21 protein-coding genes are annotated in these 24,205 nt (G+C 63.8%); 11 read left to right on the forward strand and 10 right to left on the reverse strand.

Annotation, left to right across the window (positions count from 1 at the left end):
• Positions 1–52 precede the first annotated feature (52 nt).
• Entirely contained in the window at positions 53–1,054 is a 1,002-nt protein-coding gene (locus ACE191_RS15385) for an NAD-dependent epimerase/dehydratase family protein (protein WP_400193124.1), read from the reverse strand.
• A gap of 129 nt (positions 1,055–1,183) precedes the next feature.
• On the opposite strand from ACE191_RS15385, the gene ACE191_RS15390 reads away from it, so the two are divergent.
• Positions 1,184–2,290 (forward strand): patatin-like phospholipase family protein, encoded by a 1,107-nt coding sequence (locus ACE191_RS15390; protein ID WP_400193125.1) that lies wholly within the window; start codon positions 1,184–1,186, stop codon positions 2,288–2,290.
• A gap of 28 nt (positions 2,291–2,318) precedes the next feature.
• Here the strand turns inward: ACE191_RS15390 and ACE191_RS15395 are convergent, their stop codons facing one another.
• Positions 2,319–3,758 (reverse strand): amidohydrolase family protein, encoded by a 1,440-nt coding sequence (locus ACE191_RS15395; protein WP_400193126.1) that lies wholly within the window; start codon positions 3,756–3,758, stop codon positions 2,319–2,321.
• A 211-nt stretch (positions 3,759–3,969) separates the two neighbouring features.
• Between ACE191_RS15395 and ACE191_RS15400 the strand changes: the two genes are divergently transcribed.
• Complete coding sequence (locus tag ACE191_RS15400; protein WP_400193127.1) at positions 3,970–5,358, forward strand: S41 family peptidase; 1,389 nt, start codon at positions 3,970–3,972, stop codon at positions 5,356–5,358.
• A 28-nt stretch (positions 5,359–5,386) separates the two neighbouring features.
• Here the strand turns inward: ACE191_RS15400 and ACE191_RS15405 are convergent, their stop codons facing one another.
• On the reverse strand, positions 5,387–6,226 hold the full coding sequence (locus tag ACE191_RS15405) for a DUF6920 family protein (protein WP_400193128.1): 840 nt from the start codon (positions 6,224–6,226) through the stop codon (positions 5,387–5,389).
• 224 nt (positions 6,227–6,450) lie between these two features.
• On the opposite strand from ACE191_RS15405, the gene kbl reads away from it, so the two are divergent.
• Complete coding sequence (gene kbl, locus ACE191_RS15410) at positions 6,451–7,698, forward strand: glycine C-acetyltransferase (protein ID WP_400193129.1); 1,248 nt, start codon at positions 6,451–6,453, stop codon at positions 7,696–7,698.
• Between the two features lie 86 nt (positions 7,699–7,784).
• On the opposite strand, the gene ACE191_RS15415 is transcribed toward kbl, so the two are convergent.
• From ACE191_RS15415 to folP, 5 genes are all read right to left on the reverse strand, one after another.
• Entirely contained in the window at positions 7,785–9,149 is a 1,365-nt protein-coding gene (locus ACE191_RS15415; RefSeq protein ID WP_400193130.1) for a T9SS type A sorting domain-containing protein, read from the reverse strand.
• 180 nt (positions 9,150–9,329) lie between these two features.
• On the reverse strand, positions 9,330–10,751 hold the full coding sequence (locus ACE191_RS15420) for a membrane dipeptidase (RefSeq protein ID WP_400193131.1): 1,422 nt from the start codon (positions 10,749–10,751) through the stop codon (positions 9,330–9,332).
• 6 nt (positions 10,752–10,757) lie between these two features.
• Positions 10,758–11,552, reverse strand: a complete 795-nt coding sequence (locus ACE191_RS15425) for a peptidoglycan-binding protein (protein ID WP_400193132.1) — start codon at positions 11,550–11,552, stop codon at positions 10,758–10,760.
• 378 nt (positions 11,553–11,930) lie between these two features.
• Positions 11,931–12,767 (reverse strand): diadenylate cyclase CdaA, encoded by an 837-nt coding sequence (gene cdaA / locus ACE191_RS15430; RefSeq protein WP_400193133.1) that lies wholly within the window; start codon positions 12,765–12,767, stop codon positions 11,931–11,933.
• A 6-nt stretch (positions 12,768–12,773) separates the two neighbouring features.
• A complete protein-coding gene (folP, locus tag ACE191_RS15435; protein ID WP_400193134.1) occupies positions 12,774–13,619 on the reverse strand; it encodes a dihydropteroate synthase in 846 nt (281 codons plus the stop codon).
• Positions 13,620–13,790: 171 nt separating this feature from the next.
• Here folP and ACE191_RS15440 point away from each other — a divergent pair, with 171 nt between their 5' ends.
• The 5 genes from ACE191_RS15440 to ACE191_RS15460 all read left to right on the forward strand — a co-directional run bounded on the left by ACE191_RS15440 (position 13,791) and on the right by ACE191_RS15460 (position 18,249).
• Complete coding sequence (locus tag ACE191_RS15440; protein ID WP_400193135.1) at positions 13,791–14,342, forward strand: DUF1599 domain-containing protein; 552 nt, start codon at positions 13,791–13,793, stop codon at positions 14,340–14,342.
• A 162-nt stretch (positions 14,343–14,504) separates the two neighbouring features.
• Positions 14,505–15,608: a BT_3928 family protein gene (locus ACE191_RS15445; RefSeq protein ID WP_400193136.1), complete on the forward strand. Its 1,104-nt coding sequence runs from the start codon at positions 14,505–14,507 to the stop codon at positions 15,606–15,608.
• A gap of 159 nt (positions 15,609–15,767) precedes the next feature.
• Positions 15,768–16,829, forward strand: coding sequence for an ABC transporter permease (locus tag ACE191_RS15450; RefSeq protein WP_400193137.1), 1,062 nt, complete (start codon positions 15,768–15,770; stop codon positions 16,827–16,829).
• A 144-nt stretch (positions 16,830–16,973) separates the two neighbouring features.
• Positions 16,974–17,525: a shikimate kinase gene (locus ACE191_RS15455; RefSeq protein WP_400193138.1), complete on the forward strand. Its 552-nt coding sequence runs from the start codon at positions 16,974–16,976 to the stop codon at positions 17,523–17,525.
• 67 nt (positions 17,526–17,592) lie between these two features.
• On the forward strand, positions 17,593–18,249 hold the full coding sequence (locus tag ACE191_RS15460) for a sterol desaturase family protein (protein ID WP_400193139.1): 657 nt from the start codon (positions 17,593–17,595) through the stop codon (positions 18,247–18,249).
• A 78-nt stretch (positions 18,250–18,327) separates the two neighbouring features.
• Here the strand turns inward: ACE191_RS15460 and ACE191_RS15465 are convergent, their stop codons facing one another.
• A complete protein-coding gene (locus ACE191_RS15465) occupies positions 18,328–18,504 on the reverse strand; it encodes a hypothetical protein (RefSeq protein WP_400193140.1) in 177 nt (58 codons plus the stop codon).
• 348 nt (positions 18,505–18,852) lie between these two features.
• Between ACE191_RS15465 and ACE191_RS15470 the strand changes: the two genes are divergently transcribed.
• From ACE191_RS15470 to ACE191_RS15480, 3 genes are all read left to right on the forward strand, one after another.
• Entirely contained in the window at positions 18,853–20,106 is a 1,254-nt protein-coding gene (locus ACE191_RS15470) for a site-specific integrase (protein WP_400193141.1), read from the forward strand.
• Between the two features lie 303 nt (positions 20,107–20,409).
• Positions 20,410–20,583: a helix-turn-helix domain-containing protein gene (locus tag ACE191_RS15475; protein WP_400193142.1), complete on the forward strand. Its 174-nt coding sequence runs from the start codon at positions 20,410–20,412 to the stop codon at positions 20,581–20,583.
• 801 nt (positions 20,584–21,384) lie between these two features.
• Entirely contained in the window at positions 21,385–22,437 is a 1,053-nt protein-coding gene (locus ACE191_RS15480) for a hypothetical protein (RefSeq protein ID WP_400193143.1), read from the forward strand.
• Between the two features lie 295 nt (positions 22,438–22,732).
• Here ACE191_RS15480 and ACE191_RS15485 read toward each other — a convergent pair whose 3' ends face one another.
• On the reverse strand, positions 22,733–24,163 hold the full coding sequence (locus ACE191_RS15485; RefSeq protein WP_400193144.1) for a PLP-dependent aminotransferase family protein: 1,431 nt from the start codon (positions 24,161–24,163) through the stop codon (positions 22,733–22,735).
• Positions 24,164–24,205 lie beyond the last annotated feature (42 nt).

Consider the following 24,205-nt stretch of genomic DNA (forward strand, 5'->3'; position numbering starts at 1 on the left):
GGTGCCCCGGCTCTAAGCCGGGGCACCACTCGGACGTTATGCTTAAGTAACGCTATTTGGCCGTGGCTGCCGTCAGCGGGGCCAGGTACTGCGGCTCGGCTTTCAGGTGCTGCAGCATGTCGTCGGTCATGCGGTCAAGGTCGAACTGGGGCTGCCAGCCCCAGTCCTGGCGGGCGCGCGAGTCGTCGATGCTCTTGGGCCAGGAGTTGGCAATCTGCTGGCGCGAGTCGGGCTGATAGCTCACCTGGAAGTCAGGCAGGTGGCGCTGGATGCTGCGGGTGATTTCGGCCGGCGAGAAGCTCATGGCGCCCAGGTTGTAGCTGGTGCGGATTTTCACCTGCTCGGCCGGAGCGTGCATCAGATCCAGCGTGGCCTTGAGCGCGTCGGGCATGTACATCATGGGCAGGTAGGTGTCCGGCGCCAGGAAGCACTGGTAGGGCAGGCCCTGCACGGCGTGGTGGTAGATGTCGACGGCGTAGTCGGTGGTGCCGCCGCCGGGCAGGCTCTTGTAGCCGATCAGGCCGGGGTAGCGCAGGCTGCGCACGTCGAGGCCGTGCTTGCGGTAGTACCAGTCGAGCCACAGCTCGCCGGCCTGCTTGCTGATGCCGTAGACCGTGCCGGGGTCCATCACGGTGTACTGCGGGGTATTGTCGCGCGGGGTGTTGGGCCCGAACACGGCAATCGACGAGGGCCAGTACACGCGGGGCTTGTCGTACTCGAGGGCGGCGCCCAGCACGTTGAACAAACCGTCCATGTTCAGCTGCCAGCCGAACTCGGGGTTCTTTTCGGCCGTGGCCGAGAGCAAGGCGGCCAGGTGATAAATCTGCTTGGGGCGGTACTGCTGCATCACCTGGCCCAGGCCGGCGCGGTCGAGCACGTCGAGCTGCACGAAGGGACCGGCCTCGGCCAGCTCGGGGTGCTTGGGCAGGCGCACGTCGGCCGCAATGACGTTGGAGGCGCCGTAGAGCTGGCGCAGTTCGTGGGTGAGCTCGAAGCCCAGTTGTCCGCCAGCGCCGATTACCAGAATCGTGTCGCCCGTGCCGGTTGTGCTCATGCTGAAAAAGTGGGGGAAAGCAGGTGGGGAAATGCGAGAGGAAAGTAGCCCGCGGGCCGGGGCAAAGATACCGACTTCGGCGCGGCGGCCCGTTGCAACGCGAACCCGCCGGCGGGTATCTTGCCGGCGATGATACGATTCGACACGCGCCGCGGGCGCCGGCTTGGGCGGCTGGGCAGCCTGCTCCTGCTTTGGGGCCTGCTGGCCGGCCGAGCGGCGGCGCAGGCCCCGGCGCCTACTTACCGCAACCTGGTGATGGAGGGCGGCGGCATTCGGGGCATTGCCTACGGCGGCGCGCTGCAGGAGCTGGAAGCGCGTGGAGTGCTGGCCGGCATCGAGCGGGTGGGCGGCACCTCGGCCGGGGCCATCCAGGCGGCGCTGCTGGCGGTGGGCTACGCGCCCCGGGAAATAGTGGAAGTAATCAACAGCACACCGGTGCAGCGCCTCAACGACGGGCGCTTCATCTTTTTCGGCGGCAGCCACCGCCTGCTCAAGCAGTACGGCTGGTACCGCGGCGACCAGTTCAGCCGCTACCTGAGCGAGCTGGTGGGCCGCCAGACCGGCCGCCCCAACCTCACGCTGGGCGAGCTGCACCAGCTGGCCCGCGAGCAGCCCGGCCGCTACCGCGACCTGTACACCACCGGCACCAACCTCACCCGGCAGCGCGTGGAGGTGTTCAGCCACGAAACCCACCCCCACCTGCGCGTGGCCGACGCGGTGCGTATTTCCATGAGCATTCCGCTGTACTTCCGCGCCGTGCTGCTCGACGAGCAGGGCCGGGTGCTGACGGATAAGCCCGCGCCCGACCAGCGCGTGCAGGTGCTGGTGGATGGCGGCCTGCTGGCCAACTTCCCGGTAGATCTGTTCGACTACCCGCGCTACCTGCCGGCCGGCCCCGCGCCCGACGCCCGCGGCCGGGTGTTCAACCCCGAAACCCTGGGCCTGCGCCTCGACCGCCCCGAGCAGATTGCCCTCGACACCGCCGCTACCGGCCGGCAGGCGCTGGCGCCCTACGACATTCACAGCTTCGGCAGCTACGTGGGCGCGCTCTACAACGTGGCCATCGAAAACCTGAACCCGGCCCAGCCCCGGGACTGGCAGCGCACCGTAAGCATCAACACGGCAGGTTTCAACCCGCGCATCAAGCGCATGAGCGCCGCGCAAAAGCAGCAGCTGGTGGAGAGCGGGCAGGCCGGCGCCCGGGCGTTTCTGCAGCGCGAGGCTGGCCGCCGCTAAAGCCGCTGAACCTGCTTGCCAGCGCCGTTCAGTTCAGCCCCACCTTGCCCTTCACCGACTCGAAGATCTTGGCCGAGTCGAAGCCCACGCCGCGCTTAAACACGATTTCCATGCGGCGCAGCTGCTGAATGTCTTTTTCCGGGTCGCCGTCGACGAGTACCAGGTCGGCCTGCTTGCCGGCTTCGATGGTGCCGATTTCCTTGTCGCGCCCGAGGTAGATGGCCCCGTTCAGGGAGCTGATGCGGATGGCCTGTACGGGCGTGAAACCCGCTTCCACCAGCAGCTCTACCTGGCGGCGGTTGGCGTAGCCGGCAATGGTGCGGCCCGCGCCCGTGGGGTCGGTGCCGGCCACCAGCAGGCCGCCCGCGTCATGGAACTGCTTTTCCCAGCCCATTTCCTTTTTGAACAGGGCGGTGCTGGCCGAATCCTTGCGCTGGTTTTGCTCCCAGGTCCTGGTTTCGCGCTCCTGCAATTGCGGAATCAGGGCTTCCAGGCCGCCGCCCAGCACGATTTCGCGCCCGGTGTAGGGCTCAAACACCGGCAGGGTGGAGGTCAGCGCCACCTTTTTGCTGATGAGGAAGCTGATCAGGCTTTGCATTTCGGGCGCGCCAGCGGGCAGCTGCAGCAGGCCGCGGCGGGCGGCGGGGTAGTCGCAGCGGTCGGGCTGCTTGCCGGCGGCGAAGTCGGAGCTGGCCATGAAGCCGTGCTCGAGATTGTCGATGCCCAGCTCGGCGGCCTCGCGGTAGCTGACGGCGCAGAGGTGGCCGGTAACCTTGAGTTGGCGGCGGTGCGCCTCCTGCACCACGGCCGCGAGGTCGGCACGGGTGGCGTGCATGTACATCTTGAAGGAGGTGCAGCCTTTGTCGGCCCAGAACCGGGCCGTGCGGGCCGCGTCCTCGGGCCCCTTGATGGTATTCAGGGCCGGAATGTCGAGGGCCGCTTCCTCCATATAGGGCGCCGTCACGTCGATGTAGGGCCCGATGAGCTTGCCTTCGCCAATCATGCGCTTGATGGCCAGGTCGGTCTGCGGCTCGATGCTGCCGGCGGTGCGGATGGTGGTGGCCCCGCCCGCCAAATACAGCCGCGGGAAGGAGTAGGGCATCTGGGCGATGTTGAAGTACGCGCCCGTGGGCATGGTGTAGTACAGGTGCTCGTGCAGCATCACCAGGCCGGGAATCAGCGTCTTGCCCGCGCAGTTGATGACCTGCGCGTCTTTGGGCACCTTCACCTTCTTCACCGGCCCCACCTGCTCGATGCGTCCGTTGCGCAGCAGCACCGTCTGGTGCAGCTGGGCCGGCCGCCCCGTGCCGTCGATAACCTTGGCGTCGGTGAGGGCAATGAGCGGGGCATCGGTGCGGATGAACTCGCGCACCTGCGGGGTAAAGGCGGGCGTGGTTTGGGCCGAAGCGGCCGCCGGGAACAGCAGCAGGGCCAGGGCAAGCAGGCAGAGTGGGTGGGACAGGCGCATGGGAGCAGGCGACAAGGTGAGGCGGCGCGCAAGTATACGCCCCCGGGCGCCGGCCGGCAGCCCCAGGCGCCGGGCCGGCGGGCCCTCACATGTATATGTGAGCGGGGCAACGGGCCGGGGGGCGGCGGCATCTGGTCGTCTGTGCCGCCGCGGTTTCCGGCCCGCGGCAGCCGCCTTCCAACTCCCGTTTCCCACTTCTGCGCTACCCGCTATGAAAACAGCAGCCCTTCTTTCCCTTCTGGCCTTGGTGGCCGCCCCGACCGCCCCGGTCCTGGCCAAGTCCGTACCGGCCGAGTCTCACTGGCAGGTTGTCAACGCCGCCTCGGGCGACCTGAACCTGTGGACGCTGCAGCTCAAGAGCGGCGCGTTCCGCCTCTACTCGCAGCCTGGGGCCCTGAAGCCGTTTGCCCGGGAGGCGGCGGCCAACAAAGACCACCTGGCCAATAAAACCATCCACGGCAGCCTGATTTACATAGCCGGGCAGACCCGAACCAGCGGCGACAGTCTGGTGCTGGAGGGCCACTACCAGTCGGTGTACAGCCAGCGGCAGTTCCGCGCTACCATTCACCGCGGGGCCTTTCGGGGCCGCATCTTCGCCGCGGGCAAAGCCAGCACGGCCTTGCAGGGCCGCCGCCTGAGCCAGAAACAGCCGCTGCGCAACTACGCGGCGGTAATCGACTCCGCCATTCAGACTACGGAGCGCAAGTTCTACAATCCCCACCTGTTGCAGCAGGCCCCGTGGCTGGCGTTCAAGCAGCAGCTCCGCCGCCAGGGTCGCACCATCCTAGACGATTACCAGCTCAAAACCGTGTTCACGCTGGGCGCGGCCCGCCTGCCCTTCAGCCACTTCGACCTCTCGTCGCGGCGCACGGCCGCAGCGCCGGCTACGCGTAGCAACACCTCCACCGCCACCACGGCCGTCCCCGCGGGCAACGTGGCGCTGCGGGCGCTGTCGCCGCAAACGGCCTACCTGCAGGTGCGTTCCTTCGACGGCACCCACACGGAAATGGACAGCATCGTGAACCTGCTCAAGGCCCGGCCCTACCAGCACCTGATCATCGACCTGCGCCGCAACCAGGGCGGCTCCATTGAGGCGGTGATGCCCCTGGCGCGCTACCTGTCGCCGGACACGGTGTACCTGGGCGCCATCGTCACGCGCCGCTGGTTCGAGCATTCCCCGCTGCCGCCCACGCCGGCCGAGTACCGGAGCCTGCAGCCCTTCTCCCAGGCCAGCTACGCGGGCATTCAGGAAGCCATGCACCGGGCCCCGGGCCTCTCGCTGATTGCCCCGCCCGACCCGCAGGCATTTAAGGGCAAGGTATACCTGCTGGTAGACCAAAACACCGCCAGCGCCTGCGAGCCGCTGGTGTACAGCTACCAGCACAACAAGCGGGCGGTGGTAGTGGGCGAGAACACCGCCGGCGCAATGCTCAGCGGCGACCGGTTCGACCTGCCCGTGCCGTTTGTGCTGCGCGTTCCCACCGCCGACTACTACACCGCCGATGGCAAGCGCCTGGACCTGGTAGGTGTAGCGCCCGATGTTAAGGTGGCGCCCGAGGCGAGCCTGGACTACGTGCTGCATACGCTCATCAACCAGTAGCCGCCGGGCTCCGGTGCGGCTTTACGGCTCAGGGCTCGAAGCGCAGCCGGGCGCGCCAGTAGGCAAACGCGCCCGTGGGCAGAAACCAGCTGACTTCGCCCGCCTGTGGCCGCATCAGCCCCCCGATGCGGGCGTAGTCGCGGAAACTGCCGCCCCAAGGTGTCGGCACGCCGTGCCCGGCCACGTCGCGGTAGCGGCTGGGAGTGTAGACGCGCGTCACTTCGCCCCGCTCGTTGAAGTAAAATTGCAGGGAAACGGTAGTGGTGCCGTCGCGGAGCGTGGCCAGGGCCGCGTGCTCGTCGATGGGCGTCCAGACCACGCCCCGGCCCGGCAGCAGTGCGGTGGGGTACCACACGGCCTCGGCCAGATAGCGGAGCAGGGAACCCTCGTTGAGGTCGGGCCGGCCGCTTTCATTTACCACCGGAATCAGCCCGGCAACCACGCCCTGCATGGTGCCCCGGCCCGCCAGGTACGAGTCGCGGATGCGCACGGGCAGCACCGGCATCAGGTAGATACTAGCGTCCCACACGAAGCCGGGCGGGCTGGTTTGCACGTGGTGCTCGGCCGTAAACGACGCCCAGGGCTGGTCGGGAGCGGTGCGAAACTCGCCCTGCTCGCGCACGCGCAGCCGCCCCAGCAGCGGCTGCCCCGGGCGCACGGCAAAGCGGAAGTAGCGGGCCACGGGCCCGGGTAGATCCGGCGGCAGCTGCTCAAAAGAGAAAACCGCCGTGGGGGCCGGCGCGCTCAGCTGCGCCACGGCGCGGGCGGTGCGGCGGTTCCAACGCACCGCGCCAACTGCCGCGGCCACGGCTGCTACCCCGGCTAGCCCACCGATTGCGGAGCCAACTATTTTTACCCAGTGCTTCATTGTGGTTGAGGGTTAGGGCGGGCCGCCGCCGCCGGTTTCAGCACCAAGGTACCAGCCAGACCGGGCCAAAAACATGACGTTTGCTGGCTGGCCAGCTGTTATTTGGAGCCTCCCGGTGGCCCCGCGCATCATTGGCCGGCAGGCCGTAGCTTTGAACCAGCCCGCCACCTTCGCGGCGGGCGCGCGTACCTTCGCGCTACCGATTCCCCACGAATTCCAACCCGATGTACACCACCCTCCAGCCCGACCTCCAGCAGCAGCTGGCCGAAATCAAGGAAGCCGGCCTCTACAAAAAGGAGCGCATCATTACCTCGCCCCAGGGCGCCGAAATCGAAACCGACGAGGCCGGGGAAGTGCTGAACTTCTGCGCCAACAACTACCTGGGCCTTTCGTCGCACCCCGAGGTAATTAAAGCGGCCAAGCACGCCATCGATACCCACGGCTACGGCATGTCGTCGGTGCGCTTTATCTGCGGCACCCAGGACATTCACAAGGAGCTGGAGCGCAAGCTGGCCGAGTTTCTGGGCACCGAAGACACCATCCTCTACGCCGCCGCCTTCGACGCCAACGGTGGGGTGTTTGAGCCGCTGTTCAACGAGCAGGACGCCATCATCAGCGACGCGCTCAACCACGCCAGCATCATCGACGGCGTGCGCCTGTGCAAGGCCCAGCGCTACCGCTACGTCCACAACGACATGGCGGACCTGGAAAAGCAGCTCCAGGACGCCGTGCAGAAGGGCACCCGCCACCGCATCATCGTCACCGACGGCTCGTTCTCCATGGACGGCACCATCGCCCAGCTCGATAAAATCTGCGACCTGGCCGACAAGTACGAGGCCCTGGTGATGATTGACGAGTGCCACTCGATGGGTTTCCTGGGCAAAACCGGCCGCGGCACCCACGAGTACCGCAACGTGCTGGGCCGCGTCGACATCATCACTGGCACGCTGGGCAAGGCCTTGGGTGGGGCCATGGGCGGCTTCACCTCGGGCCGCAAGGAAATCATCGACATGCTGCGCCAGCGCAGCCGCCCCTACCTGTTCAGTAACACCCTGGCCCCGGCCATCGTGGGCGCTTCGCTGCGGGTACTGGAGCTGCTCACCGAAAGCACCGAGCTGCGCGACCGGCTGGAGGAAAACACTAAGTACTTCCGCGAAAAGATGACCGCCGCCGGCTTCGACATCAAGCCCGGCGAGCATCCCATCGTGCCCGTTATGCTCTACGACGCCAAGCTCAGCCAGGACTTCGCTGCCAGGATGCTGGAAAAGGGCATCTACGTGGTGGGTTTCTACTTCCCAGTGGTGCCCAAGGGCCAGGCACGCATCCGCGTGCAGCTCAGCGCCGCCCACACCCGCGCCCACCTCGACCAGGCCATTCAGGCTTTTATCGAAGTCGGCCGCGAGTTGGGCACCCTCAAAGACCCCTCGGCCCAGCAGCCCGAAGCCGGACAGGTGGTGACGAACACGCCGTGAGCTGCCGCTGACCTCTCCCAACGACAAGGCCCGCCAAAGATTCGGCGGGCCTTGTCGTTGGAAATCCTGGGAAGTGCTGCCGGGACTTATTCTTTGCTGACGCGCAGGTTCTGCAGCTCACCGTTAGCAGAGGTAAGTTGCACCTGATAGAGCCCAACGGGCAGGCCCGAAAGATCCAGCGTCGGGGCCGTTTGCGAAACGAGGCTTTGCTGGCACAAGCGGCCGGCCGCGTCGTACACGCGCGCAGTTGTGCCTGCCGTTAGCGTGCCGGCTAGCTGGAACACCCCGGTAGTCGGATTGGGGTAGGCGGTGAAAGAGGAAGCTGACCGGGGCTTTCGACTCGGCAAGGCAAGACCGCCGTAGCGCGCAATCATCGGGTCGTCGGTGTTAGGCCAGCGGGTGAGGCCATTGAGCCCGACCCATAGCTGCCCCGGAGATGCTACCAGAAAAGACGCTTGCCCACTGGTAAAGTTGGCATCCGTTACTTGCCAGGTGGTTCCCCGGTCGCGACTGACATACACGGTTCCGGCGGCTAGATTGTTCGCTCCCGGATAGCGGTAGCTATAGCCCAGGTAAGTGCCCGGACTGTTTGGCACAGCAGTCATGGTGCTAAAGGCGACACTGGTTCCGGTAAAGGGGACGTCCGTCCAGGTCAGGCCGCCATCGGTGGTGCGCATAATGTGTAGTACGCGTGGTGCACTGCCTGAAAAGTAGCTGTACAACCCATTGAGCTCGTCTTCAAAGCTGACGTTGTTGGACACGCTGGGAGTTGTTGCCCACGTCAGGCCCGCGTCAGTAGTGCGCAGCAGCGTTCCGTTTGTCGATTGCAGCCATGCGGTAGTGGCCCGGGAGGGAGCTAGGCTGATGATGCGCTTAATGTCATTTGAAGGCGTGCGAGTAGGTGGGTTGGGTATGGCAGCCCACGTCAACCCGCCATCAGTGGTCCGATAAATTGCCCAGGTAGCACTGCTGGTACTTTCTCCAATTGCTATGCCGTTGGTAGCAGAGAAAAAGTGAATTTTGCTGAAAGCGACCGGTAAAGTGCTGGATAGGGGGGCAAAGCCATTCATGCCAGTGGTGGTGTGCAGCAAGGATTGCACCCCACCCTGAGTATGCAGAGCCCAGGCCGTGCGGGCACCTAAGGGACTTACACTACTGATGCCGTTGGCCAGGTTGACGATGTTGGCATCCTGCCAGGTTTGACCATCGTCGGTCGTGCAGAAAAAGCGCTTCCAGAATCTCCTGGCACCCACTCCTAATTGCTCGGCTTCTTGTGCGCAGCCCCAGACCGTACCTGGCTGCGGCGAATGCAACTCCGTGATTTCCGCATGCACGAGCCATACGCCATTGGTGTAGAGGGGGGCTCCCGGCGGCACTACCCAGGGAGACTGGCCGAAAGCGCAGCTACAGACAATGCTGATAAAGGCCAGGGTAGTTAGAAGTGTCTTCATCGATGGAAGCACGACGATGCGGGTAAATGTACCGGGCCAAGGTAGCCATTATCACAAATAGAAAACCCCGGACTCTGGTAGTTGCCGGGGCTTTCTGGGCACAGCTATAAATCGGGAGAAATGGGTAAGCTAACAGAAGCTAAATGGAAGCGTTAATCATTGGGCGCCCTTGAATAGACATCAAGCCACCAGTTGCTGCTGAATCAGGGCCAGCGCGTTGCCGCCCAGAAAGCGGTTCAGAATTTCCTGGGGCGGTAGCTCGCGGTTGGCGGCTACCTGCAGCGGCGGCCCGCCGCGCTGGTTGAAATAGGCTTCCAAGTGTTCGAGCAGGAAGTCCGCCAGCCTGGGCAGGTCGTCGTGGGTCTGGAAGCGGCGGATGGGGTTCACGATGCCGTCGAAGTCGGTGCCGAGGCAGGCGGTGTTCCAGGCCGGCAGCCCGTCGTGGTCGAGCACTTCGGCCACGTGCCGTAGCTGGGCCCACACCAAGCCGGCCCAGCGCCAGCGGCCCCGGTCGAGCTGGTTTTTGTTTGCTCGGATGACTTCGGCCGAGGCAATGCGGCGCTGGTCGAGCTGAATGCCGAACAGGCCCCCGGACCGCGCCACCCGAATCAAATCGTCGTCGTCGAAGTTGATTTCCTCGTTCAGGAAAGGGTTGTTGGCCACCAGCGCAGAGCCCGATACGGCCCCGTGGCTCACCACGATAGGCACCGTGTGTGGGCCGTATTCCTGGTCGAGCAGCCGGTAGTAGTCGTCGCGGCACTGGCGGCTCATGTGCTTGATGTCGATGAGGATGCGCCCATCAGCCGGGTCGAGCAGGCGGCGGACGACTTCCCGGCCCAGGTCGTTGAGCGGTTCGCCGCGCCCGTGCCGCTGGTTGGTCGACAAGGCCACGATGCCGGCCAGGCTCGGGGCGTGGCCGCCCAGCTCGTTGTAGAAGTGGTGCATGAGGGTGACGAACAGCGGCCGGTGCGGCCACTTTTTCACCTTGGTGATGCGTTCCAGCAACAGGGCGTGGTCGAAGGGCTTTTCGTGGAAGATAGCGCCCGGCCCGAAGGCGTGGGCGCCCTCGATGCTGAACACCACGGCCGTAGCCTGCGGGTCATTCAGCGCCTGCTCCACGTCCTGGGCGGTGCGGCACAGGCGGTAGTGCCGCCCGGCGTGCGGCCCCCGCGGTACGGGCCGGCCATCGAGCTGCCGCCAGAATTCATACTGTTGCTCCAGCGTAGGAAAGTAGTCGCGCGTGGCCTGGGTAGCGTCGATGCAGGCCGGGCCTACGCCGGTAGCCAGGTTTACCAGCGCGTCGATGCGGGGGCCGTGGCGGCGGCCGTTGGCCCCGGTCACAAAGCCGCGCTCCAGCGGGTAAAGGCTCACCACCAGTAGCCGCACCCGGCCCAGCGTGCCCGAGCTCAGGTCGCTTTGCCGGAATTTGGTCAGGCCAAAGAGCAGCCCCAGGCTTTCCAGGAAGTCTACCCGGTCGCGTTTCCACACGTTGTTGGGCTGGCGCGGATCGGGGTCGTGGCGAAAACCCTGGGGGTAGCTTTTGCCGAAGGGCTTCATCTCCGGGTGGCAGTGGATGTCGGCAATGAAATCAAAGGTTGCCATACCAGCCTACAGGTTATAATCGATAAAGCCCACGTTGATGCTGTTGAGCTTGCGTGCCGAGCGGCGGAATACCCCGATGCCATTGCGCGAGCCGCCGGCGTTGGTGTTGCCCTCCACCGTTACCAGCTTGCCGCCGTACACCTGCTCGACCAGCCCGGTGTGCCCGGTTCGAAATTCGGCGCCCGCGCCCGTGGTTTCAATGACGAAGACCTGACCAGGGCGCACTAGTTCGGGGTCCTGCTGCGCCTGCTGGGCCGTGATGTAGCGCACTCCCCGCTTCACCGCCCGCTGCCAGTGGTCGAGCACGCCGGCCGTCTTCACGCAGGGGTTGGCCATATTCAGCCTCTGGGCGGCCTCGTCGAAGCACCAGTACACAAAGCACATGCACCAGAATACCCCGGGCTGCTGCCCGGCCCGCTTGATGTACTGGTTGACCCGGGGTCCGCTATTGGAGTACAGAGGTTGTTCCAAGACGCCTACTTCGTCGTCGGCTATTTCCAGCACCGTGCGCAACAGCGGGGGCAGGGAATTACCCGGTACCTGCTCGGTTACTGAGTCGGGACCGAACAGGGCTTCCCAGGTCAGGGGGCCCACTTCGCCGTCAATCTTGAGGCTCTGGCCTTCGGCATCGGTGTGCCGGGCCTGAAACAGGCACACGGCAGTGCGGGTGGTGGGGCCAAACACCCCATCTTCTTTGAGCGGCCCGCAGGCTACCTGGTTGAGGCGGCGCTGCAGCGCGCGTACCAGGGCGGGGTCAGGGTCACCGGTGCGTACCACGCGGCGGGGGTAATGAATTGCCATAGTCGAAGCAGGCAAAGTGAAAAGAATAGGGTGTAGCCGGCCAGCGCCGCAAGGCGCCGGGGTACATACAAAGCCCCGCTGCCGGTGCTTGGGCAGAAGCAGCAGGAAACAGACACGGTGAAGCCTAAAGCGGCGGTAAAAGAGCCACGACCGGTGTGTGGGGCGTGGGTAAGCGGTGGGGCGCGGTAATGGATAAGGCGGATCGGCTAGCAGATGCCGGTCCGGTGAACTGCGGGGCAGCCCAACGGAATAAACATAGTAAAAATAGATTTAAACTAAAAATATTTGCACTCAAGAAATTTTTTGCGAGCTGCCGAGCCCGCGTTTGCTGATACCTGATCTATCCGCAGGTTAGAAGTGGCTGGCTAACGAAAACTCTTACGCTGCTACCTCTGCGGCCGTGCCCTTCACCAACCCGGGCTTGGCGTGCAGGTCAAACAAAAACTCGTTGAGGCGGGCGCGCAGGTCGGCTCCCGAGAGGTTGCGGTACACTTCGCCGCCCTGCACCAGGGAGATTTGCCCGGTTTCCTCGCTGACCACCAACACGACCGCGTCGGTGGCTTCGGAGAGGCCGATGGCGGCGCGGTGGCGCAGGCCCAGCGCCGCCGGCACGTCGGGGTTTTCGCTTACCGGCAGAATGCAACGGGCAGCCTTGATGCGCCCCTGGGCAATGATGACGGCGCCGTCGTGCAGGGGCGAGGTTTTGTTGAAGATGCTCAGCAGCAGGCGCTTGCTCACGGAAGCGTCGAGCAGGTCGCCCGACTCGGCGTAGAACTTCAGGTCGGACGCCTGCTGGAAGGCGATGAGCGCGCCGGTGTTCTTGGCCGACAGGCTTTTGGCCGCTTCCACGAAGGGGGTGATGCTCATGCGCTGCTGTACCGGCTCACGCCGCCACGAAAACATGCGCATGCGCTCAAAGGCCGTGGCTTTGCCGATGTTGAGCAGGAAGCGGCGGATTTCCTGCTGAAACAGGATGATGCCCGCCAGCACGCCCACGCTCATGAACTGTCCCAGAATGGTGGTGAGCAGCTCCATGCCCGCGGCCTTCACCACCAGATACACCAGGTACACCGACAAAAAGCCCAGGAAGATGCGCAGGGCTACCGAGCCGGTCAGCAGCTTGTAAATCTGGTAGAACAGGGCCGTAACCAACACCACGTCGACGACGTCGATCCAGCCGATGCGCAGGAAGCCGATGGAGACGGGGTCGAACACGGGTGGTCAGGAGCTAAGGATGTGATGAACCAGTTGCACGGTTTGCCGGGCCTCGGCCACGTCGTGCACGCGCAGCAGGTGGGCGCCGCCCAGCACGGCCAGGGTGTTGAGTACGATGGTGCCTGGCAGGGCCGCCTCGGGCGTGAGACCCAGGGGCTTCCAGACAAGGCTTTTACGGGAAATTCCTACCAGTAGCGGTAAATCCAATACGCTCAGCAGCTCGGGCAGGCGGCGCAGCAGCTCGTAGCCCTGCGCCGGGGTCTTGGCAAAGCCGAAGCCGGGGTCGAGCACCACGCAGGCATCGGGCCAGAGGGCGCGCAGAGCCGTGAGCCGGTCGCGGAAGTAGCGCGTGAGCTCCTCCAGCAAGTCGGCCTCGTAGTGCGTGTGCTGGGTCATGGTCTGCGGCGTACCGCGCATGTGCATCAGAATGTAGGGCACCCGCAGGCGCGCCACCGTGGGGAGCATGGCCTCGTCGAGCAGCCCGCCGCCGATGTCGTTGATCATATCGGCCCCGGCCTGCACGGCGGCTTCGGCCACCGGGGCGCGGAAGGTATCGACCGACAGGAAGGCCTCGGGAAAGGTGCGGCGCAGGGCTTGCAGGCCCGGCAGCAGGCGGCGCAGCTCCTCTTCAGCCGAAATGTCGTCGGCGCCGGGGCGCGAGGAGTAGGCGCCCACGTCGAGCACCGCGGCCCCGGCGGCCAGCATCTGCTCGGCGCGGCGAAGCAGCTCGGCCTCGTCGGCCATGCGGTTGCCGGCAAAGAAGGAATCGGGCGTCAGGTTCAGGATGCCCATCACCTGCGGCGTGCTCAGATCGAGCACGCGGCCGCCGGGGCAGCGCAGCGTCTGCCTCACCTTAAATAGCGTATCTTGCGCAGCCCGGCCGGTCATGAAAAAGGCACCTGAAGTTCCAGGCTCGGTACTTAGTACGCGGCGAAACGGGTCAAAGTGAAAGACGCTTTTCGGTAAGGTGCTAAGCACTAGGTACTAAGCACCAAGCACTGTCTTAAAAATAGCTTTTTGCCCTTGAACGACCAAACCCAGGCCCAATACGATAGCGTCATTGCGCGCTGCCGGGCCCTGTTTCTGGCCAAGACGCACGACTACGGCACGGCCTGGCGGATTCTGCGCCTGCCCAGCATCACCGACCAGATCTTCATCAAGGCCCAGCGCATCCGCTCCATCCAGGAGAAGGGTGCCCAACTGGTCGAAGACCCCATCGACGACGAGTTCGTGGCCATCGTCAACTACTGCCTCATTGCCCTGATGCAGCTGCGCCTGCCGGCCGCCGCGCCCCTGGACCTGGACCCCGCGGCCGTGGCCGCCGCCTACGACGAGGAGGTGGAGGCCAACCGCCGGCTGCTGTTCGCCAAAAACCACGACTACGGCGAGGCCTGGCGGCAGATGCGCGTGGCCAGCATCACCGACATCATTCTGATGAAGCTGCACCGCACCAAGCAGATCGAGGACCTGCAGGGCCGAACCCTGGCTTCGGAGGGCGTGGAGGCCAACTACCGCGACATGCTCAACTACGCCGTGTTTGCCCTGATTCTGCGCGGCGCGGCCGACCCGCAGTAGGCCGGGGCCACCCGCTGGCCGGCCCCGGCGTGAAACCAGCCTGAAATACGGGCCGGCGCGCCCAATACTGCGGGGCTTTCACTTCGTCTGACGTTCTTTGCGTATTGCCACGCTAACTGCTCAACGGCGGGCGCGCTACGCGTGCCCCTACACCTCTTCTTCATGCGCCTGTTTGTCCGAATTTGCTGGTTTCTGCTCGGTGCGTTGTTCATCTTCTCGGGGCTGATCAAGCTCAACGACCCCATTGGCACCGCGCTGAAGCTGGAGGAGTACTTCGACGTGTTCAGCCGGGACTTCGGCTCGTTCTTCAAGGTCTTCATTCCCCAGGCCCGCCTGATGAGCATCGTCATCAGCTCGCTGGAAGTGGTGCTGGGCGTGGCCCTGCTGCTGCGCTGGCAGCTGCGCTTCACGCTGCGCGCCCTGCTGGTGCTGCTGGTGTTCTTCACCTTCCTCACGTTTTACTCGGCCTTCTTCAATAAGGTCACCGACTGCGGCTGCTTTGGCGACTTCATCAAGCTCACGCCCTGGCAGTCGTTTAGCAAGGACCTGGTGCTGCTGGGTTTGTGGCTGGTGGTGTTCTTTAATCAGCGCTACCTGCGGCGGGTGTTTGCCAAGGGCACGCTGGGCACTATGTACATCACCTTTGCCGGGGCCGTGGCCGTGGGCATCGGCGTGTACGCGCTGGGCCACCTGCCTTACTTCGACTTCCTGCCCTACAAGGTGGGCAACGACATCGGTAAGCTCATGAAGCCCTCGGAGCCGCTGCGCTACAAGTACGTAATGGAGAAGGGCGGCCAGACCCAGGAGTTTGAGGAATACCCCACCGACACGCTCTGGAAGTTCAAGCAGATGGTGCCGCTCAACCCCGAGGCCGGCCCCAAAATCGTGGACTTCAAGGTTTGGGGCGCCGACGACGCGGACATGACCCAGGAAGTGTTGCAGGGCAACAAGCTGCTGCTCATCATTCAGAACGTGGAAAAGGCCGACCGCGACCGGTTCACCCTCATCAACGGCCTGCTGGCGTCCATCGACTCGTCGCAGAAGCGCATCACGCCGGTTATCATCACCAGCAGCAGCCCCCAGGAGTTCGACGTGTTCCGCCACGAGGTGAACCTGGCGGGCAAGTACTACTTCGCCGACGCCACCGTGCTCAAGTCCATGATCCGCTCCAACCCCGGCTTCATACTGCTGCAGGACGGCGTGGTGAAGGGCAAGTACCACTACCACGACATTCCCGACCGCGCCAAGCTGGAAGAGGCGCTGTAAGACAGTTGTCCGTTATCAGCTGCCAGCTGTCAGTGCCAAGCGTACGGGGGCGGCAGGCTGGCTAGAGCGTCGGCACCGATGTAGTTTGCCTGGGCTGGTGCTCGGCGCGTTGCGCCTGAACGAACGGACAACAGACAACCCTCAACTGACAACTATCCCATGCTCGCGTTCATCCTGCGTCGTCTGCTGCACGGGCTGCTGATTCTGGCGGGCGTGGCCTTCACCGTGTTCGTGCTGTTTCAGGTGCTGCCCGGCGACCCGGTGGCCCTGCTGGCCGGGCAGCGCAGCGACGTGGCCACCCGCGCCGCCATTGCCGCCGACCTGGGCCTCGACCGGCCCGTGCCCGCGCAGCTGGCCGGCTACCTCAACGACGTGTCGCCCCTGGGCGTGCACCCGCGCGACTCGGCCAGTCGCGCCCGCTACGGCGGCCTGACCTTGCTGCCGCTGGGCCCGGAGCAGGCCGTGGTGCTGAAGACGCCCTACCTGCGTCGCTCGTTTCAGTCGAACAAGGACGTGCTCGACATCCTGCTCGACCACTTTACCGGCACGCTGTGGCTGGCGCTGGCGGCCATGCTACTGGCCGCGGGGGTGGGCATTGCCCTGGGCATCGTGGCGGCCCTGCGCGCCCACACCTGGGTCGACCGTACCCTGGTGACGGGCTCGGTGCTGGGCATTTCGGTGCCCTCGTTCGTGGCCGGCATCCTCATTGCCATGACCTTCGGCTTCTACTGGAGCCACTGGACCGGGCTGAACCTCACGGGGCAGCTCTACGAAACCGACGCTTTCAGTGCCCAACCCCACCTGGTGCTGCGCAACCTGCTGCTGCCCGCCTTTGCCCTCGGCATTCGGCCGTTGGCCGTGATTGTGCAGCTCACCCGCTCGTCGATGCTGGAAGTGCTTAGCCAGGATTTCATCCGCACGGCCCGGGCCAAGGGGCTGTCGTACCGCCGCACGGTGCTGCGCCATGCCCTGCAGAACGCGCTCAACCCGGTGGTAACGGCCGTGTCGGGCTGGCTGGCCTCGCTTATGGCCGGCGCTTTTTTCATCGAGTACATCTTCAACTGGAAGGGCCTGGGCACCGTGACGCTGCGGGCGGTGGAAAACCTCGACTTTCCCGTGGTGATGGGCGCCACGCTGTTCGTAGCCTTCCTGTTCGTGGTCATCAACATCGCCGTCGACGTGCTCTACGCCGTGCTCGACCCCCGCGTGAAATTGTCGTAGCCCGACCAGGGCTGCCGCGCGGGAATTACTCCTTTACCCCAACCGCATTCAAGTTCACGAAAGACCGATTGACTTTCGTTTGGTGCGCGCAGACGGTTGCCAGCCAACCGCCACGACTCGGTTACCGCCATTATTCTTTCGGATATGCTTGCTCACATTCCCCGGGATTCCGTTTTTCGCCTGCACCTGGTAGGCATGCCCGGTGCGGGCAAAACCACGCTGGGCCGGGCGTTGGCGGTGCGGTTCGAACTGCCCTTCCGCGACCTGGACGAGGAGATTGTGCGGCGCAGCGGCCAGACCGTGCCGGAACTGTTTGAGCAGCGGGGGGAGGCCGGGTTCCGGGAACTGGAGGCCCAGGTGCTACGCGCGGTGGTAGCCGAGCAGCCGCGCATGGTGCTGGCTACCGGCGGAGGCACCCCCTGCTTCGCCCAGAACGCCGATTTCCTGAACCAGACCGGCCTCACGCTTTGGCTCGACGTGCCGGTGGAGGAGCTGGTACGGCGGCTAATGGCCGGCGCTCAGCAGCGGCCCCTGCTGGCCAGCCTGCCCAGCCCGGCGGCGCTCGAATTGCGGCTCTGCGCAACCATCGAGGCCCGTCGGCAGTTTTATGCTGCAGCCAAGCTCCGCTGTACGGCTGCCGGCTGCACGCCCGAGGCCGTGGCCGCGCTGATTGGCCGCTACCGGACCACTGGCTGAGTTGTTGGGCGGGGTGGTTTAGGCGGTAGTGGCTATTTTTGCGCCAACCAGTTGTCTTTTTTTCGATATGGAATCACACGTTAGCTCTCCCGCATCGGGTCAACTGCACAAGCCCAAGCACAAGGGTTCGGCGCGTCTGTTCGAGAATCCCCTGCTTGAGCGCATGACGCACACGCACATTGCGGCGCCGCTGAGCATCTTCTTCGGCGTAGCTGCCGTGAGCCTGTACTACGGTCTCAGCCAGGGGCTGCTCACGGGTCTGTCAGCCTTCGGCCTGTTTCTGGCCGGGTGGTTTGGCTTTACGCTGGTCGAGTACCTCATGCACCGCTTCCTGTACCACATGAAGGCCGATTCGCCGCGCAAGGCCAAGTTTCAGTACACCATGCACGGCGTACACCACGAGTTTCCCAAGGACAAGACCCGCCTGGCCATGCCGCCCATCCTGACGGTGTTTGTGACCTCGCTGCTGTTTTTCATCTTCCGCTTCGTGTTTGGCAATGCCGGCTTCGGGGTGCTGGCCGGCTTTGTGTTCGGCTACGCGCTCTACCTGTTCGTGCATTACGCCATTCACGTGTACGCCCCGCCGAAAAACTTCCTGAAGTTCTGGTGGCACCACCACGCCATGCACCACTACCGGCAGGATGAAGTGGCCTTCGGCGTAAGTACCACCATCTGGGACCACATCGTGGGGACCATGCCCGACCGCAAGCCTGCTACCAAGTAAGTAGAGCAAACCCGAAAACGCCCGCGCCCGTCGTGCTGTCACGACGGGCGCGGGCGTTTTCGGGTTTACCGGCAACGGCTAGCCGCGGCGGCGGAAGCGGCTGAGCAGCCACCAGACGAGCAGCAGCAGCAGTACCACGGCAATAATGCCGGTATAGGCGCCGGCCTTGAAAATGCCTCCTATTACGTCGCAGCCCGTGAGGGGCAGCAACAGCAGGCAGAGTATCAGCGGCAGCCAGGCGGTCGATTGTTTCATGACGGAGGGGCGTAAAGGTGCAGGGAGCCGACCTTTGCATAGGATCGTGCTGCTACATACTCGCCCCCGCAGCAAAAGGTTAAATGACCCCAGCAGAGGGCTGGCCAAACAAAAAGCCCCGCCGGTATGGTACGGCGGGGCTTTTTGTTTGTGCGCTCCCTCCTGGAGTCGAACCTTTTGTTCCTGTCCTATCGCCTCCTTGCCTAAATGGCCATTAAACGGCGATTATATAGCCTTTTGAGTACAGTCAGAAAAGGATGAAAACGGGTAAGTTCAAAAATTTTGTCCCGTGAATTGTCCCATGATGTGGGTGGGGCTACCTTTGATAACCCCCTTCAAGAGCTTGATATGCTTCGCACCAAGTACTACCTGACCGATAGTAAAGCCCCCGAAACGGCCATCTACGCCGCCTGCTACCTGCAAGGCCAGCGCAAGAAAATTTACACCCCGCTCACGGTAGCGCCGACCCAATGGGACCCGAAGGGGCAAAAGTTCCGCCGCAACTTTCCCGACCACCCCGAGGCCAACGCGCTCCTTAAGAAGCTCACCGAGGAGCTGGACACGGCCTACATGCGCCTGACGGCAAAGGGCCAGATGGTGGCGCCGGACGACCTGCGGCAAGTAGTGGCGCGGGTACTGAATGGCCCGCAGCAGAATCAGGCCGCTGGTGTGCTGGAGTACATGGCAGAGTGGATTAAGGCCAGTGAGCGGGACCGGGCGAAGAATACCATCAAGGGCTACCTAACCCTCCAGAAGCACGTAGCGGACTACGTGAAGCTGCGCCGGATGCGGCTGGAGTTTGCCACGATGGATAAGACGTTCTGCGAGGCGTTCAAGACCTACTTGCTCAAGACGGCCGGGTTGTCTAACACCTCGATCAACAACCACGTCAAGAACCTGAAGGTGTTCCTCGGCTCGACCTTCGAGCAGGGGCTGCACGAGTACACGCATTTCAAGAAGTTCACCAAGCTGGAGGCGCTGGAGCCCGACGTAGTTTACCTGACAGAGGGGGAAAAGCACGCCATTGCGGCTCTCAACCTCGACTACCTTCCCCGGCTTGAGCGGACACGCGACGTTTTCTTGTTCGAGTGCGAAACGGGCCTGCGGTTCTCCGACGTGAAAGACCTGCGCCCCGAGCAAGTTCAGGACGACCACCTGCTGGTGACCACCCTCAAAACGGCCGACCTGCTGCGGGTGCCGTTGTCGCCGCTGGCGCAGTCCATCATCGCCAAGTACCTCGGGCACTCGGAGGCGCGGGCGCTGCCCGTGAAAAGCAACCAAAAGACCAACATCGACCTGAAGCAGATTGCGCGGCTGGCGAAGATCAACACTCCCACCGCGACCACCCATTTGCGGGGCAAGGTGCGCCAGACGACCAAAAGCCCGAAGTGGGAGCTAGTTAGCACCCACACGGCCCGCCGCACGTTCATCACCCTCGCACTGGAGGGCGGGATGCGGCCCGAGACGGTGATGCGCATCACGGGCCACAAGGACTACAAGATGCTGCACCGCTACGTCAAGATTACCGACGCCGTCGTGCAGGACGAGTTCGAGGAATACGTGCAGCGGCGCAGTGCCCCGGCTCTGCGTGTAGCGGTGTAGGCGGGGGGGGGTGAAAATTTTCTCGCTGGCAATCAAGTAGTAACAGCCTGAAAAGGGTAAGGACAGTTTTGGGCCAAATATCAAAGAAATAGGCGCTAGACGGTCCCTAATATTGTAAAAGCAAACCTCGCGGAATTTCTCCCTGTAGGTAATGCGACAATCTAAACCCTTTTAATGCCTCAGGGCCAAAGCCTCATCTTGCTCGCAGACTCGACGGACTCCTTCCGCGACCTGCTTCGCTCCCTTCTGGCGGAACTACTTCCCGCCGCACAACCCGCCACCCCGGCCGCGTCCGACGCGCTGATGTCCATCCCCGATGTCTGCCGCGAGTTCGGAATCTCGAAAACCACCCTCTCGGAGTGGAAAAACAAGGGGCTTGTTCCCTTCGTGCGCCTCGGCCGCCGCGTGTACTTCGAGCGCGCCGCCATTCTGGAGGCGGGCAAACGGCACACCAAGTACCAGCACCGCAAAGGCTAGGACAATGAGCACTACCAACCCGCTCCGCGCTCCGCGCCAAACGCCCGAACGCCCGGCAACTTCCCCGGTCCTTCGCGCCTCAAAATCCAAACGTGCTGCCCCGCTAACCAAACCCGGCAAAGCTCAAGCAGTACTGCTCTATGAGCACTGGGAAACCCCTTATTTGGCTGGACTGGGCCAGAAGGATCAGCACTACGAACTCATACGGGAGTGTCACCCTACTGCTCCGGGTGTAAAGGCTTTGCAAACCGTCTATTTGGCCCCGCCACACCCTCGCTACACCCTGCCCGGGCAGTGTGAGCTTATACTGCAAAGCAAGGCCTTGGAGGGCGTAAAAGAACTGCTTACGGGCCTACGTTCTGTGCCTATGCCGCAACTCCCTGGTATGCCGGCCCTACAAGGCGTTTTCGTCGGCGATTATAAGCTCGACCGACACGCAGAAGGGTCAGGCCCAACGCTCGTTGTATTGGTGGGCAAGGCCGCTGCTGGACGCCCTGGATGGGCGCTGGTAGTGGTGGTTGACCAACGCTACCGCCGCCGCAGTCGCCCAGCGAACGAGCGAACTGCCCGCGCTACCGTGCAGACTGTTCTGCCAACGCTGCCCACTTGGCTCGCACACCTTCCCGTAGAGGAGGCCTCTTAATTCCGTTCAGCCACAACCACCCGCCGAAGGCGCACCTGCCCACGCGGTTGCCGATGAGCGCCAGCTCTGCATTGCGCGGGGTTGGCGCTCTGGGGCAGCCATTATGGACCAGGGCGGGTGAGAACTGCCTTTGGTAAACCGCCTCTCGGCGCAATGAAGTGTACGACAACCTGCATTTAGACTTTGACCTTCCCCACCCCCTGAGCCAGTTCGAGGAAGCACTCCTGAACTCGCCCGCCTTCGCAGACTGCAACGGCGTACTTGACAAGCATGGCCGCCTCCGGGCAGAGTATCGGGGCCTGCGCATTGACTACCGCCCCGGGCAGTACCGGGGCCGCGTGCGGGGCTCCCTGCACACCTTCTCGCAAGGTTCCAACTACGGCGTGTTTGCGGCGGCTGAGGTGACGGAGGCCTGCGCTGCCCTCGCTGCGTCCCTCCGCCTACCACCCGAGGTTCTGGTGGTACGGCGGCTGGAAGCTGGGGTCAATCTAGCCGTACCGACTTCCCCTAAGGCATTCCTGGGCACACTCGTCCACCACAAGGGCCAACCGTTTTGGGCTATAAAGCCGCCTCGCGGCGTAACCCGGCCGCTGGAGCTAGTGGCCCTACATTCGGCCTACAACCTGAAGTACTACGACAAGGGGGCATACGCCTTTCAGCAAGGCATACCGCTGCCGATGGGATACCGCCATATGTTGCGGTTCGAGGTGGTATTCACCCGCGCCCGCAACCTGCAACAGCTCACGGGCCGCGAAGAAGTGACTTTGGCCGATCTGCCTGCCCCTGATGTGCTGGTTTCCGTCGCGGGGCACCTGCACAAACAGTGGGGCCTTACGACCCGCCGAATCCCGATGGACTACGCCGGATTGCCCTTCAACCACGCCGCCCTACTTAAAGCTGGCGTAGGCCCCGAGTGGTGGGAGGAAGTACGGCCTGGCATACCGAAGTCCACCTTCGTGCGCAACCGGGCGGTCTTCCGGCAGCTGTTGAAGCAAGCCGAGCAGCGAGCGGGGCCACACCCCTACGACTTGCTCCTGCCCGAGCACCTGGAGGCGCTCAGCCCCGATGATACCCGCGAGGCGGAAAGGCCCAAATCTGGTACTGTTTGCCACTCATGTAATCAGTTGGACCTCGACGTTCAGGGAGGGGAGTTTGCTGAAGGGGGTTTAATCGAAGCGAATGAAGGGAGCCGCCATTCCTTGGCGGCCTAAAAACATCGAATTGCTGAGTACAATACGAGGAATCCCTTGACAATTACCACATGGGCGAAAAACGGCCTCCACTTGCATGTGAGGCAGGTTTTTCGCCCATGCTGTGCCGCAAGTTGTTGAGTATTTTCACAGTCGTATCTATGGGGCTGTTGCTGGTCCGTAGATGTGCGCGTGCCAAAAAATTAAGCACACCACGAAAGCCCCCACCCGGTCTGGCTTTTGCGTTTCAATCCGACCGCATAGCCCCCGGCACATTATCAGCTATTCCCTGTTGATCTGCAACTCAGTCGAGCCGTTAGGCTGAGTGGCCGTCTAGTTGTTCTTGTACTAGAAGGCCAAGGCGCCGCAGTTTGTCCTCGACGGTCGTGCTCCACGGCAGTCCGTAGCTTAGGCGCAGACAGTTGTTGAACTGGTCGTGCTGGGTGAACAGACGCCCCGGGGCGATAATGATACGCTGGCGTAGGGCCGCGTCAAACAGCCGTTGAGTGTCCACGCGTTCGTCCAGCTCAGCCCAGAGGGTAAAGCCGCCCGTGGGCCGGGTGACCCGGGTAGTTGCCGGAAAATGGGTAGCCAGGACCTGCTGGCAGGCGCGGCTGTTAGCGTGCAACGTCCGCCGTAAGCCGCGCAGGTGCTGCTCGTATCGACCATGCGCAAGAAATTCGGCAATGGCCTCCTGATGGAGCGACGGCGCGGCTAGGGACTGCAACAGTTTGCACCGCAACACCTGCTCCTTGAACCGGCCCGGCGCGACCCAGCCCACCCGGTAGCCGGGGGCCACTGTTTTCGATACGGAGCTGCACCAGAGCACCAGCCCCTGTTCGTCGAAGGCTTTGCACGGGCGGGGGCGTCGGTCACCATAGTACAGTTCGCCGTACACGTCGTCTTCGATGAGAGGAATCTCGCGGCTGGCCAGCAGCTGCACCACGGCTTGCTTGTGGGCGTCGGGCATGCAACTGCCCAGCGGATTGCTGAAGTTGGGGATGAGCAAGCACGCCTGAATCCGGGGTAGGGCCAGCCGCAGCGCGTCCAAGTCGATGCCCGTAACTGGGTGCGTCGGCAACTCCAGCGCCTGCAAGCCCAAGCTGCGAATCAGTTGCAAGGCCCACACGTACACGGGGCTTTCCACGGCCACCACGTCACCGGGCTGCGTGACGGCCTGCAAGCTGAAGGTCAGCGCGTTCATGGCGCCGGCCGTGGTTACGAGGTCGTCGGGCTGCAACGTGCCGCTCCAGGTGAAGGCCCAGCGGGCAACCTGCTGGCGCAGCCGCTCGCTGCCGGCCAGTGTGTCGTAGCCCGTGCCACCGGCTGACGCCGTTCGGAGGGCCGTGGCTACGCTCTTGCGCAGCTTGGCTACGGGTAGCAGTGCAGCATCCGGTACGGCCATCGAGAGTTGCGTCAGCGAGGGGTCTTCCAGCGTCCGGTACATGCGCGCAATCAGGGCCTCGACCGGCTCGGGCGCGGCCTGGATTGGCGGGGCGCTGGGCGCCGGCAGCGCGAGTGGACGGGCTGCTGCCCGGCGCACGTAGAACCCTGATTGCGGGCGGGCTTCGATGAGAAAATGGCGCTCCAGCTCCAGGTAGGCTTGCTTGGCCGTGTTCAGGCTCACGCCGTGCAGCTGCTGTACCGCCCGCAACGAGGGCAGCTTCGCGCCGGCCGGTAGCACGCCGCTCCGAATTTGCTGCTCTAGCGCCGTGGCAATGCGGACGTACAACAATTCGGGCTTCATGGGCGGGCCAACTGTATCCGTGCAAAGTTGTAAAACTGGTAC

It is taken from the genome of Hymenobacter sp. B81 (genome assembly GCF_044628455.1).
GTDB lineage: Bacteria > Bacteroidota > Bacteroidia > Cytophagales > Hymenobacteraceae > Solirubrum.